Consider the following 12,476-nt stretch of genomic DNA (forward strand, 5'->3'; position numbering starts at 1 on the left):
ACCCGGCCGCCGCGCGCCGGGCGCTCGCACCCACCGGCTACGCCGCGCCGCACCTCCCCGCGCCGTGGGGACTGGACGCCGGGCCCCTCCAGCAGCTCGCCGTACAGGAGGAGCTGCGCGCCGCCGGGGTCGAGGTGAGCGACCTGGGGATCGCCACCTGGGTGGTGCCCTCGCTCCTCGCGTACGGCACACCGGAGCAGCAAGAACAGCATCTGCCGCCCACCCTGAGCGGCGAGCGGCTGTGGTGCCAGCTGTTCTCCGAGCCGGGCGCGGGCTCCGACCTGGCGGCGCTGCGCACGAAGGCCGAGCGCACGGCGGACGGCGGCTGGCGGGTCAACGGGCAGAAGGTGTGGACCTCGGCCGCCCGGAACGCGCACTGCGGCATCCTGCTCGCCCGCACCGACCCCACCGCGCCCAAGCACCGTGGCCTGACGTTCTTCCTTGTCGACATGGCGACACCGGGCATCGACGTCAGGGCGCTGACGGAGATCACCGGGGACGCCCTCTTCAACGAGGTGTACTTCGACGACGTGCTGCTGCCGGCCGACGCGGTGGTCGGCGAGGCCGGCGACGGCTGGCGGGTGGCCCGGCACACGCTGGCCAACGAACGCGTCCACATGGCCGACCGGATGACCTTCGACACCGGCCTGGAGGCGCTGATCGCGCGGGTGGGCGAGGAGGACGGGGACGGGGCCCTGCGGGAGAAAGTGGGCGCGCTGGCCGCCGAGGCGCACGCGCTGGGCTGCATCGGGCTGCGCACCACCCTCCAGCAGGTCTCCGGGCTGGAGCCGGGCGCGGGCGCCAGCGTCCGCAAGCTCGTCCAGACGCGCCACCAGCAGGCCGTGGCCGAGCTGGCCCTCGAACTCCTCGGCCCCGCGGGCGCGGTGCGCGAGGGCGCGGGGGAACGGGCGCTGCACGGCTTCCTGATGTCCCGCTGCCTGACCATCGCGGGCGGCACCACCCAGGTACAGCTCAACGTCGTCGCGGAGCGGCTGCTCGGCCTGCCCAGGGACCCCGAGCCGCGCCCCCTCATCTAAGGAGCACCGGGTATGAAGGCGTACATCGTCGGCGTCGGGATGACGAAGTTCGAGAAGCCCGAGACCCGCGAGTGGCGGTACTGGGACATGGCGAGGGAGGCGGGCGGCGCGGCGCTCGCGGACGCGGGCATCGGATACGAGCAGGTCGAGCAGGTGCCGGCCGGCTTCTGCCACCAGGCGTCCACGGCGGGCCAGCGGGCCGCGTACGAGCTGGGCCTGACCGGCGTCCCGGTCTACAACGTCAACAACAACTGCGCGACCGGCGCGACCGCGCTGCTGCTCGCCCGGCAGTTCGTGGCCGCCGGGATCAACGATTGCGTACTGGCGCTGGGCTTCGAGCAGATGAAGCGGGGCGCGCTCGGGGGCGGCGCCGACGGCGGCGACTTCGCCGCCTCGCCCGTCGCCCGGCACTACGGCGTGATGGCGGCCCGGCACGGCTTCGAGCGGACCCCGCCCACCGCGCAGATCTTCGGCAACGCGGCGCGCGAGCACATGGAGCGGTACGGCACGACGGCCGAGCAACTGGCCGCGGTCGGCGCGAAGAACCACCGGCACTCGGCGGAGAACCCGTACGCGCAGTTCCGGGACGTGTACACGGTCGAGGAGGTCCTCGCGGCGCGGACCGTCCACGCGCCGCTCACCAAGCTCCAGTGCTCGCCGACCTCCGACGGCTCGGCGGCGGCCGTCGTCGCCTCCGAGCGCTTCGTCCGCGCGCACGGCCTCCAGGACCGGGCCGTGGAGATCGCCGCACAGGCCATGACCACCGACACGGAGGAGTCCTTCGCAGCCGGCTCCTGCATCGACGTCGTCGGCAGGCCGATGTCGCGCGCCGCGGCCCGGCAGGCGTACGAGGCGAGCGGCCTCGGCATCGAGGACGTCGACGTCGTCGAACTGCACGACTGCTTCTCCGTCAACGAGCTGCTGACCTATGAGGCGCTGGGCATGTGCGCGGACGGCGAGTCCGGAAAGCTCGTCGCGGACGGGGCGACCACGTACGGCGGGCGCTGGGTCGTGAACCCTTCCGGCGGCCTGATCTCCAAGGGTCACCCGCTCGGCGCCACGGGCCTGGCCCAGGCCGCCGAGCTGACCTGGCAGTTGCGCGGCGAGGCCGGCGCCCGGCAGGTACCGGGCGCGCGGGTGGGCCTCGCGCACAACATCGGACTGGGCGGGGCGGCGGTGGTGACGGTGCTGCGGAGGGTGTGATGGTTTCGCGGTCCTGGGCCTGGGGTCCGGCGGGCCTAGGTCCTCCGGCCCGGGGCCGCTGGGCCGATAATCCGATGCCCGAGGCACCCGTCGGATGACACGATGGCCACCATGCCCCCGCTCATGACCACCGGCCGCCGGCCGTCCGGCACGACCACCCGCAAAGCCCCGCCCGCGTGGGCGGTGATGCTCGCGGTCTGCGCGGGACAGTTCCTCGTGGTGCTCGACGTCTCCGTGGTGAACGTCGCGATGCCCTCGATGCGGGCGTCGCTCGGCCTGAGCGAGCTGGGCCTGCAGTGGGTGGTCAACGCGTACGTCATCACCTTCGCCGGATTCCTCATGCTCGGCGGGCGCGCCGCCGACCTCTTCGGACGCAAGCGGGTCTTCCTCGTCGGCCTCGGGCTGTTCACCGCCGCCAGCCTGGGCGGCGGGCTCGCCCAGGAGCCGTGGCAGCTGATCGCAGCGCGTACGGTCCAGGGCGTCGGCGCCGCCGTGCTCGCCCCGGCCACCCTCACCATCCTCACCACCTCCTTCCCGCAGGGCCCGGCCCGCACCCGGGCCGTCGCCACCTGGACCGCGGTCGGCGCGGGCGGCGGCGCCGCGGGCGGCCTGGTCGGCGGGCTGCTCACGCAGTTCCTGTCCTGGCGCTGGGTGCTGCTGATCAACGTGCCGGTCGGCGCGCTGGTACTGGCCGGCGCCGCGGTCTGCCTCAGCGAGAGCCGGCAGGACGGCCGGCGCCGCCTGGACGTGCCCGGCGCACTGCTGGTCACCTGTGGGCTCGCGCTCGTCACGTACGGCATCGTGCAGACCGGCGAGCGCGGCTGGACCGCCGCCGGCGCGCTGCTGCCGCTGCTCGCCGGACTCGCCGTGCTGGGCGCGTTCGTGGCGGTCGAGGCCCGCTCCGCGGCGCCGCTGATGCCGCTCGGCGTCTTCCGGCCGCGGTCGGTGTGGGCGACGACCTCGGCGATGGTGGTGGTCGGTGCCGGCATGTTCTCCATGTGGTACTTCCTCTCGCTCTACACGCAGAACGTCCTCGGTTACACCGCGCTCCAGGCGGGTCTCTCCTTCCTCCCGCACTCCTTCTCGATCGTGATCGGCTCCAAGGCGGCGCCCCGGCTGATGGCGCTGCCGCGGCTCGGCGCGAAGACGGTGGCCGTGGCGGGCGTGCTGCTCGCGGCCGTCGGCATGGCCTGGCAGTCCACGATGGACGCGCACGGCACGTACCTCGCGACGATCCTTGGCCCGGGCGTCACGATGGCGCTCGGCGCGGGCCTGTCGGCCACCCCGATCGCCGCGATCTGCACGTCGGGCGCGGCGGCCGGCGACGCCGGGCTGGTCTCCGGACTGATCAACACCTCGCGGCAGATGGGCGGCGCGCTCGGCCTGTCGGTCCTCTCCACGGTCGCGGCCGGGGTCGCGGGCAGCGGCCGGGTGGCGCTCGCCGACGGCTACGCGCTCGCCTTCCGGGTCGGTGCCGTGGTCCTGCTGGCCGGCGTCCTGCTGATGCTGTTCTCCCTGCCGAGGCGCGAGAAGGACACCGCGCACGCCGGCTGAACTGCCGCAGGCGGTGCGCACCTGCGCCCCGCTGCCCGGCGGCTTGCGGGTGGTCGGCTCGTCGTGGCCCGGCCTGCCGGCGGTCGGCTCGTCGCGAGAGGATGCGGGCATGGCCGACACCGCTGCTGCACCTGGTCCCGCTGTTCCCCCGCCGTTTCCCGCCGCCGGCCGCCGTGTGCTGGTCAGCGGCGCCTCGCGCGGCCTGGGCCGGGCCCTGGCGCGTGCCTTCGCGGAGAACGGCGACCGGGTCGCCGTGCACTACGGCACGCGCCGGGCGGACGCCGAGGACACCCTCGCCGCGCTGCCCGGCGACGGCCACGTACTGCTCCACGCGGACATCGCCGACCCGGACGGCGCCGCCGGCCTGATCGCCGACGCCGACGCGGCGCTCGGCGGCATCGACGTACTGGTCAACAACGCCGCGGTCAACACCCCGCACCCGCCCGCCACCACCTCCTACGCCGACTGGGCCGCCGCCTGGCAGCAGCACGTCGCGGTCAACCTGCTCGGCACCGCGCACCTCAGCCACGGCGCGGCCCAGCGCATGATCGCGCAGGGCGGCGGCGGACGGATCGTCAACGTCGGCTCGCGCGGCGCCTTCCGCGGCGAGCCGGACCACCCCGCGTACGGCGCGACCAAGGCCGCGGTGCACGCGCTCGGCCAGTCCCTCGCGGTGGCGCTCGCCCCGTACGGCATCGCGGTGGCGTCCGTGGCACCCGGCTTCATCGACACCGAACGGGTCGGCCACCGGCTGGCCGGCGAGCAGGGCGCCGCGATCCGCGCGCAGAGCCCGTTCGGCCGGGTGGCCGAGCCGGCCGAGATCGCGGCGGCGGTCCGCTGGCTGGCCTCCCCGGAGGCCCAGTGGAGCTCGGGCACGGTACTGGACGTCAACGGCGCGTCGTACTTGCGCACCTGAGCCTTTGCGCCCCTGAGCCTTTGCGGACATGGGCCCTTGCGTACTTGCGTACGTGGGCCCCGTCGGCGGCACGGGGAGCCCGGTTTCCGCCTTGTCGGTCCGCCCGCGGCGGTGCCACCGTCATCCGCATGGCGAACATCCCCGAGGATTTGTCGTACAGCAAGGACCACGAGTGGCTCCGCCGGGACGGCGACCGGGCCACGATCGGCATCACGGACTATGCCCAGCGGCAGCTCGGCGACATCGTCTACATCGAACTGCCCAAGGAAGGCGAGCGGTTCGAGGCCGGCGAACCCTTCGGCAACGTGGAGTCGGTCAAGGCCGTCAGCGAGGTCTACCTGCCGGTCACCGGCACCGTGCTGACGGTCAACGCCTCGCTCGCCGACGAGCCGGAACAGGTCAACACCGACCCGTACGGCGACGGCTGGCTGCTCACGATCCAGCTCTCCGGCAGCACGGAAGCGCTGCTCACCGCCGCGGAGTACGAGGAGTACCTGCGCGAGGAGACGTCCGACTGAGACAACGGTGGCCGACCCGGACGGCGATGCGGCCACCGGCCCCGGGCCCGGCCCCGACCCCGGCCCCGGCTCCAGCCCTGGCCGCCGCCGGCCGCTGCTGCGGACCCGCCGGCCGTTGCCGCGGACCCACCGCCCCCTCCTACAGCCAGCCGTTGCGCCGCGCCGCGCGGACCGCCTCCATGCGGTTGCGCGTGCCGGTCTTGCCGATCGCCGCCGAGAGGTAGTTGCGCACGGTCGCCTGCGAGAGGTGCAGCTTGCCCGCGATGTCGGCCACCGTCGCGCCGTCCACAGCCGCGGTCAGCACCTCCCGCTCGCGCGGCGTCAGCGGATTCGGTCCGGCGCTCAGCGCGGCGGCCGCCAGCCCCGGGTCGATCACCCGCTCCCCGGCCAGCACCCGCCGGATCGCCGCGGCCAGCTCCTCCACCGGCCCGTCCTTGACCAGGAAGCCGCACGCCCCGGCCTCCATCGCGCGGCGCAGATACCCCGGCCGCCCGAACGTCGTCACGATCAGCACCTTGCAGTCCGGCAGCGCCTCGCGCAGATCCGCCGCGGCGTCCAGGCCGCTGCGCCCGGGCAGCTCGATGTCCAGCAGCGCGATGTCCGGGGAGGTCTCCAGCGCCGCGCCGACGATCTCGTCGCCGGCCGGCACCTGCGCCACCACCTCCATGTCCGGTTCCAGGTTCAGCAGCAGCGCCAGCGCGCCGCGCATCATCCCCTGGTCCTCGGCCAGCAGGACCCTGATCACCTGGGCATCTCCTCCACGATCACCTGGGCATCTCCTCGACGTCCGCAGTTGCCCCGGCGCCCCCGAAAGCCGCACCCGCGCCCTCGAAGCCGTCCGCGTCCTCGGGCAGCTCGGCCACCAGCCGGAAGCCGCGCCGCCCGTCGGCCCCCGCGTCCAGCGTGCCGCCGGCCGCGGCCAGCCGCTCGGCGAGGCCGGTCAGGCCCGTACCGCCGCCCTCGGCGGGCGATCGGGAGCTTACGGGACCGTGGCCGTCGTCGGTGATCGTCAGCCGGGCCCGGTCGCCGTCGACCCGCACCTCGATCTCGCAGCGGGTGGCGCCGCTGTGCCGTACGGCGTTGGTGACGCCCTCCCGCACGACCCAGCCCAGCAGCGCGCCCGCCTGCGGGGACAGCGGCGGCCCCGCCTGCCGGACGACCGGCTCGATGCCGCCCGCCTCCAGCGCCGAGCGGGCCCGGTCCAGCTCGGTGGCCAGGCTGCCCTGGCGGTAGCCGGTGACCGCCTCGCGGATCTCGGTGAGCGCCTGCCGGCCCACCGCCTCGATGTCCGCGGCCTGGGCCAGCGCCGCGTCCACGTCCCGCGGCGCCAGCCGGCGCACCGCCTCCGCCTTCACCACGACCACCGACAGGGTGTGCCCCAGCAGGTCGTGCAGGTCGCGCGAGAACCGCAGCCGCTCCTTCTCGACGGCGGTGCGCGCCAGTTCGCCCTGCGTGGCGTGCAGCTGCCGGTTGGCGTCGAAGAGCCCGAGGACGGCCGCGGTGACCATGCCGGAGATGAACGTGCCGTAGCCGATGATCGAGGCGTCCCACGGGTCGCCACTGCCGTGCCCGGCGAGCGTGCCGGCCGAGAAACTGGCGACGAAGAGCGCGACGAACAACGGCCGGCCGCGCAGCAGCGTGCCTGCGGCCAGCGACAGCAGCGGGAAGAACAGCATCCAGGCGCCGCCGTACCCGATGCCCAGCGCGTACGTCACCGCGGCCAGGGCGGCCAGCAGCCAGTACGGCACCGGAGTGGCGCGCGCCCGGTCGTTGAAGGAAGTGCGCACCACGGCGACGTAGAGCGAGTTGAAGGCGAGCAGGCCGGCGCCGGCCAGCCAGGGGTTGCCGGTCCTGCCCTGGAGGGTGTTGGACAGCGCGCCCACGCCCATGATCAGCCAGGGCATGAACGTGACCGGGCCGGGGCCCTTACGGAAGGGCAGCCGGGCGTCCGGCTCCGTCCCCCAGGTCGTCCAGGAAGCCTCGCGGCAGCGCTTCTTCTTGCTCTTCACGGCCCTGCCGTCCTGCTCCGCCATCTCGTCCTCGAACTCCGGGCCGGGCATCGCCCCGCTCGGGATGCCGCCTCGTCCCACCTCAGGCCGTCCGCGCCGCACGCCGGTACGCGTACACCGCATAAGCGCCGAAGACGGCCAGCCACGCCACCAGGACAAGCACCGTACTCGCCGACGGGCCGTGCCCGGACGTGACGCTCCAGCCGAGGTCCGCGAAGCGGTTCGAGGGGGTCCAGCGGGATATTTCCTGAAGCCAGCCGGGGAACGCCGCGGCCGGGAACCACAGCCCGCCGATGATCGCCAGCACCATCATGCAGCCGGCGTTCACCAGCCCCGCGGCCTGCGCCGTGAGGTGGTAGCCGTTGCCCAGGCCCAGCAGCGTGAACGGGGCGGTACCCAGCCACAGCAGTATGACGAGCCCGGCCCACTGCCCGGCCGACAGCCGCACGCCGTTGACCAGCGCGCCCAGCACCAGCACCACGACGATCGCGGGCAGCACGGTCACCGTGCTGCTCAGGCCGCGGCCCACCACCACCCGGGCCGGGGACAGCGGCGTGATCCGCAGCTGCCGCAGCCAGCCGAGCTTCTTGTCCTCGGCCACGCCGTTGCCGGTGCCCAGGGCCGCGCCCAGCGCGCCGTACGACGCCATGCCGACCATCGCGCTGACCTTCCAGGCGTCGGCGCCCTTGCCCGAGCCCCCGGCGATGTTTGTGAGGAGGAGGTACATCAGCACCGGCATCCCGATGCCGAAGATCACGAACCCCTTGTCGCGCAGCGTCCTGCGGACTTCCAGACGGATGTAGTCGAGCATCACCGGGCTCCTTCGCCGACCGCCGCGGCGCCTTCCAGGGCACCGGTACCGCTGACCGCCGGGCCGCCGTCCCCGGCGCCCGTGCGGGATGAAGTGAGGGAGAGGAACGCGTCCTCAAGACTGGCCGGGGCGACCTGAAGGTCCCGTACGAGACCCAGCCGGGCCAGCGCGAGCACCGTCGCGTCGGAGTCGCCGGACCGCAGCAGCGCCCGGTCGCCCCGTATCTCCAGGGACGTGACGCCCGGCAGCTCGGTCAGGCCGTCGGTGGGCCCGCCTGCCAGGTCGAAGGAGACCAGCGCGCCGCCGACGGTGCGCTTGATGGCCTCGCCGGTGCCGTCGGCCACCACCCGGCCGCGGTCGATCACCACGATCCGGTCGGCGTTTTCATCGGCCTCGGTCAGGTAATGGGTGGAGAACACCACGGTGTTGCCGCGCCGTGCGTATGCCCGCATGGCCCGCCAGAAGTCGTGGCGGCCCTCGACGTCCAGCGCCGCGGTCGGCTCGTCCAGCACGACCAGCTCCGGATCGCCCGCCAGCGCCAACGCGAAGCGCACGCGCTGCGCCTGGCCCCCGGAGAGCTTGTCCACCCGCTGCCCGGCGAGCTCCTCCAGGCCGGCCAGCGCCAGCGCCTCGGACACCGCCATCGGCTTCGGATACGTGGCCGCCACGAAGGCGACCAGCTCCCGCACCGTCACCCGCGGTATCGGCCGGCCGTCCTGCAGCATCGCGCCGATCCGCCCCTCGCGCACCGCCCGCTCCGGCGTGCCGCCGAACAGCCGCACCTCGCCGGACGTGGGCGGCAGCAGCCCGAGCAGCATGCTGATGGTGGTCGACTTGCCGGCGCCGTTCCGCCCGAGCAGCGCGACGGTCTCGCCGCGGTGGACCGTGAGGTCCAGCCCGTCCACGGCCCGCAGCTCGCCGTACGTCTTCACCACACTCGAGAACGCCACCGCGGTGGCGTCCCGCGCGCTCCCCGTTTTCCGCACCCCCGCTGCCCCCGCTGTCCCCGTTTTCCCCGTTGTCGTCGTCATGCCCATGAATCTACGGAGACCGGGCCGACCTCGGTAGAAGGGAATGTCTTCGACCGGATGGGACAAATGTCATGGGTGGGGCGAGCGGGCTTGCGCCGCCGCGGAACTGACGGCCCGTCAGGGGTCTTCCGGGTCGGCACGGGATGGGCTATACATGCCCCATCGGTAGAACGCGTTCTAGTGCGCAGCGACGACCGTGCCGACCGTGCCCGCCGTGCCGGCCGCGCCGCGCACCGCCGCGTCGCCGATCGCTGACGACCCCGGCCGGCCGACGGTGCGGACGGCCGGCCGGGGTCTTATCGCCTCTCGACCCGCCACCCGCACCGTACGGCGAAGGAGCCCCGCCCCATGCCCATCGACGCCGCCAAGGCCATCGCCGCCGAGCCGCGTACCTCCGACATCGCCTGGGACCACAAGGACGTCCAGCTCTACCACCTCGGCATCGGCGCGGGCGCGGCCACCGAGGAGCGCCCCGGCGCCGCCACCGACCCCGACGAGCTGCGGTACACCCTGGAGAGCCGGCTGCACGTGCTGCCCAGCTTCGCCACCGTCGCGGGCGCCGGCATGGCCGTGGTCGGCGGGCTCTCGTCCCCAGGCATCGACGTGGACCTCGCGGCCGTCCTGCACGGCGCCCAGAAGATCACCCTGCACCGGCCGATCCCGCTGCAGGGCACCGCCCGCCAGACCGCGACCATCCCCGCCGTTTACGACAAAGGCAAGGCCGCGGTCATCGTGCTGCGTTCGGAGACCGCGGACGCGGACGGGCCGCTGTGGACCAGCGACACCCAGATCTTCGTACGGGGCGAGGGCGGCTGGGGCGGCGAGCGCGGCCCCGCCAACCGCCTGGACCTGCCCGAACGGGCGCCGGACCGCACGGTGACCCGGCTGATCCGGGCCGATCAGGCGCTGCTGTACCGGCTCTCCGGCGACTGGAACCCGCTGCACGCCGACCCGGAGTTCGCCGAGCTCGCGGGCTTCGACAAGCCGATCCTGCACGGGCTCTGCTCGTATGGCGTGACGCTCAAGGCGGTCGTCGACACGCTGCTGGGCGGCGACGTGGCGCGCGTCCGGTCGTACGCGACGCGGTTCGCCGGGGTGGTCTTCCCCGGGGAGGCGCTGCGGATCCGGATGTGGGAGACGGCCAAGGACCGTATTCAGATCGTGGTGACGGCCGCCGACCGGGAGGACGCCCCGGTGCTGGCGGACACGGTGGTGGAGCACGACTAGGCACAACTAGGCACAGCCAGGGAGGAGCCGCAGATGCGCGCAGCCGTACAGCACGAGACAGGGCAGGACAAGCTCGACGTCCTCGACGACGTGGAGGCCGTGGGGTTCGGGCCGGGAAAGGTGCGGATACGGATCAGGGCCACCGGACTGTGCCACTCCGACCTCTCCGCGATGAGCGGCGTGCTGCCGCAGCCCGCGCCGTTCGTCCCCGGACACGAAGGCGCGGGCGAGATCCTCGACGTCGGGGACGGCGTCACGGGGCTGAGTCCGGGCGACCGGGTACTGATGTGCTGGCTGCCCGCCTGCGGCAGCTGTCCGTCCTGCCGCCGCGGCCAGACGCACCTGTGCCTGGCCGGCTTCATGAGCGCCGGCACCCCCAACTTCCAGCGCCCCGGTGGGGACGTCTTCGGGTTCGCCGGCACCGGCACCTTCGCCGAGGAGGTCGTGGTCGCGGCCCACTGCGCGGTGCCGATCCCGGACGATGTGCCGTACGACATCGCCGCGCTCATCGGATGCGGCGTGACCACCGGGCTCGGCGCGGCCCTGAACACCGCCAAGGTCGAGGCCGGATCGTCGGTCGCCGTCATCGGGTGCGGCGGCGTGGGCATCTCCACGATCCAGGGGGCGCGGGCGAGCGGCGCCGCGCAGATCGTCGCCGTGGACCCGGTGGAGTCGCGGCGCGAGGCCGCGCTGCGCTTCGGGGCGACGGAGGCGGTCGCCCCCGAGGAGCTGGCCGACGCCAAGCAGCGGATCACCGCGGGCGAGGGCTTCGACTACGTCTTCGAGGTCGTCGGGAAGTCCGCCACCGCCCGCACCGCCTATGAGACGACGCGGCGCGGCGGCACGCTGTGCATCGTCGGCGCGGGCGCGATGGACGACTTCTTCCAGGTCAACATGTTCGAGCTGTTCTTCGATGAGAAGAGGATCCTGCCCTCGCTGTACGGGGGCGGGGACGTGGTCCGTTCGTACGAGCGCGCCATCGCCCTGTGGCGGGCGGGCCGTATCGACCTCGCGGGCCTGATCACCCACCGGGTGCAGCTCGCCGAGATCAACGACGCGCTCGATCAGATGCGTACGGGCGCCGCCCTGCGTACCTGCATCGAGCTGTGACCGGGATGGAGGGCGGAGAGCGGATGACGCTGCGGGGCAGGACGGCCATCGTCACCGGCGCCGGCCGCGGCCTGGGCCGGGCCGAGGCGCTCGAACTCGCCCACCTCGGCGCGAACGTGATCGTCAACGACTACGGGCAGCCGGGGCGCGACGGTTCGGGTGCCGCGTCCGCGGCGCCCGCCGAGGCCGTGGCCGCCGAGATCCGGGCCACGGGCGGGCAGGCCACGGCGCACCTCGGGGACGTCGCCGACTTCGAGACGGCGCGCGACCTGGTGGAGCTGGCCGTGGACACCTACGGAGCGCTGGACATCCTGGTCAACAACGCGGGCATCCTGCGGGACCGGATGGTCTTCTCGATGACCGAGGACGAGTGGGACTCGGTGCTCCGCGTCCACCTCAAGGGGCACTTCAACACGACGCGCTTCGCCGCGGCGCACTGGCGGGAGCGGTCCAAGGCGGCCGGCGCCCCGGTGTACGGCCGGCTCGTCAACACCTCCTCAGAGGCGTTCCTCGCCGGTTCCGCCGGCCAGCCCAACTACGCGGCGGCCAAGGGCGGGATCGTGGGCCTGACGACCTCCACGGCGGCGGCGCTGGCCAAGTACGGCGTGACCGCCAACGCGATCTGCCCGCGGGCCCGCACCCGGATGACCGAGGACGTCTTCGCGGGCATTTCCCCAGGCCAAGGCAGCGGAGAGCCGGGGGAGGGAGCGTCGGACCCGCTGGCGCCCGAGCATGTCTCGCCGCTGGTCGGGTATCTCGCCGGGCCCGCGGCGGGCCGGATCAACGGGCAGGTCTTCGTCGTGCACGGCGGCATGGCCGCGCTCCTCGAAAGGCCGAGGGTGGCCGCACAATTCGACACCGCCAAAGACGTCTTCACCTATGAGGAGCTGGACGCGGCGCTGACCCCGTACTTCGCCGACCGCGCCCCGGAGGAGAACTTCGCGGCGACGGAGGTGCTGGGCCTGAAGAAGGGCTGAGGTGCTGGGCCTGAAGAAGGGCTGACACACGACGGCCGTGGCCGCCACCAGATTAGTAAAAAATTGGGGGCACCGCCCAAAAG

At 73.6% G+C, this 12,476-nt stretch carries 12 protein-coding genes; 8 read left to right on the plus strand and 4 right to left on the minus strand.

What is annotated here, in order from left to right; all coding sequences use genetic code 11:
- From ABT381_RS32585 to gcvH, 5 genes are all read left to right on the plus strand, one after another.
- A partial coding sequence (locus tag ABT381_RS32585) for an acyl-CoA dehydrogenase family protein (protein WP_351600597.1) occupies positions 1-1,037 on the plus strand: 1,037 nt, incomplete at its 5' end.
- Between the two features lie 12 nt (positions 1,038-1,049).
- Entirely contained in the window at positions 1,050-2,240 is a 1,191-nt protein-coding gene (locus ABT381_RS32590) for a thiolase C-terminal domain-containing protein (protein WP_351600599.1), read from the plus strand.
- Between the two features lie 102 nt (positions 2,241-2,342).
- Positions 2,343-3,794 (plus strand): MFS transporter, encoded by a 1,452-nt coding sequence (locus ABT381_RS32595; RefSeq protein ID WP_467754841.1) that lies wholly within the window; start codon positions 2,343-2,345, stop codon positions 3,792-3,794.
- Between the two features lie 109 nt (positions 3,795-3,903).
- A complete protein-coding gene (locus ABT381_RS32600; RefSeq protein ID WP_351600601.1) occupies positions 3,904-4,710 on the plus strand; it encodes an SDR family NAD(P)-dependent oxidoreductase in 807 nt (268 codons plus the stop codon).
- A 128-nt stretch (positions 4,711-4,838) separates the two neighbouring features.
- The gene (gene gcvH, locus ABT381_RS32605) at positions 4,839-5,228 is read left to right on the plus strand and encodes a glycine cleavage system protein GcvH (protein ID WP_351600603.1); all 390 of its coding nucleotides are present in this window, start codon (positions 4,839-4,841) and stop codon (positions 5,226-5,228) included.
- A gap of 139 nt (positions 5,229-5,367) precedes the next feature.
- Here gcvH and ABT381_RS32610 read toward each other — a convergent pair whose 3' ends face one another.
- The 4 genes from ABT381_RS32610 to ABT381_RS32625 form a co-directional block, all read right to left on the minus strand.
- A complete protein-coding gene (locus tag ABT381_RS32610; protein ID WP_351600605.1) occupies positions 5,368-5,973 on the minus strand; it encodes a response regulator in 606 nt (201 codons plus the stop codon).
- 19 nt (positions 5,974-5,992) lie between these two features.
- Positions 5,993-7,132: a sensor histidine kinase gene (locus ABT381_RS32615; RefSeq protein WP_351600622.1), complete on the minus strand. Its 1,140-nt coding sequence runs from the start codon at positions 7,130-7,132 to the stop codon at positions 5,993-5,995.
- 187 nt (positions 7,133-7,319) lie between these two features.
- Positions 7,320-8,048 carry an ABC transporter permease gene (locus ABT381_RS32620; protein ID WP_351600607.1) on the minus strand — a complete coding sequence of 243 codons (729 nt, stop codon included), beginning with the start codon at positions 8,046-8,048 and terminating at the stop codon, positions 7,320-7,322.
- A complete protein-coding gene (locus tag ABT381_RS32625; RefSeq protein ID WP_351600610.1) occupies positions 8,048-8,998 on the minus strand; it encodes an ABC transporter ATP-binding protein in 951 nt (316 codons plus the stop codon). The genes ABT381_RS32620 and ABT381_RS32625 overlap by 1 nt, the downstream gene beginning before the upstream one ends.
- 429 nt (positions 8,999-9,427) lie before the next feature.
- Here ABT381_RS32625 and chsH3 point away from each other — a divergent pair, with 429 nt between their 5' ends.
- The 3 genes from chsH3 to ABT381_RS32640 are packed head-to-tail and all read left to right on the plus strand — an operon-like array spanning position 9,428 to position 12,393.
- On the plus strand, positions 9,428-10,306 hold the full coding sequence (chsH3, locus tag ABT381_RS32630; protein ID WP_351600613.1) for an enoyl-CoA hydratase ChsH3: 879 nt from the start codon (positions 9,428-9,430) through the stop codon (positions 10,304-10,306).
- 33 nt (positions 10,307-10,339) lie between these two features.
- Positions 10,340-11,416, plus strand: coding sequence for a Zn-dependent alcohol dehydrogenase (locus ABT381_RS32635; protein WP_351600616.1), 1,077 nt, complete (start codon positions 10,340-10,342; stop codon positions 11,414-11,416).
- A 5-nt stretch (positions 11,417-11,421) separates the two neighbouring features.
- Positions 11,422-12,393: a 3-oxoacyl-ACP reductase gene (locus ABT381_RS32640; RefSeq protein WP_351600624.1), complete on the plus strand. Its 972-nt coding sequence runs from the start codon at positions 11,422-11,424 to the stop codon at positions 12,391-12,393.
- Positions 12,394-12,476: the final 83 nt, after the last annotated feature.

This window comes from Streptomyces sp. NPDC000151, assembly GCF_040301705.1.
Taxonomy (GTDB): Bacteria; Actinomycetota; Actinomycetes; order Streptomycetales; family Streptomycetaceae; genus Streptomyces.

Excerpts from the sequence above, each read along its gene's own strand:
- ABT381_RS32595 (WP_467754841.1), top strand. The coding sequence starts at position 2,343 with ATGGCCACCATGCCCCCGCTCATGACCACCGGCCGCCGGCCGTCCGGC.
- ABT381_RS32640 (WP_351600624.1), top strand. The coding sequence starts at position 11,422 with ATGGAGGGCGGAGAGCGGATGACGCTGCGGGGCAGGACGGCCATCGTC.
- ABT381_RS32620 (WP_351600607.1), bottom strand. The coding sequence starts at position 8,048 with ATGCTCGACTACATCCGTCTGGAAGTCCGCAGGACGCTGCGCGACAAG.
- ABT381_RS32600 (WP_351600601.1), top strand. The coding sequence starts at position 3,904 with ATGGCCGACACCGCTGCTGCACCTGGTCCCGCTGTTCCCCCGCCGTTT.
- chsH3 (WP_351600613.1), top strand. The coding sequence starts at position 9,428 with ATGCCCATCGACGCCGCCAAGGCCATCGCCGCCGAGCCGCGTACCTCC.
- ABT381_RS32615 (WP_351600622.1), bottom strand. The coding sequence starts at position 7,132 with ATGCCCTGGCTGATCATGGGCGTGGGCGCGCTGTCCAACACCCTCCAG.
- ABT381_RS32590 (WP_351600599.1), top strand. The coding sequence starts at position 1,050 with ATGAAGGCGTACATCGTCGGCGTCGGGATGACGAAGTTCGAGAAGCCC.
- gcvH (WP_351600603.1), top strand. The coding sequence starts at position 4,839 with ATGGCGAACATCCCCGAGGATTTGTCGTACAGCAAGGACCACGAGTGG.
- ABT381_RS32635 (WP_351600616.1), top strand. The coding sequence starts at position 10,340 with ATGCGCGCAGCCGTACAGCACGAGACAGGGCAGGACAAGCTCGACGTC.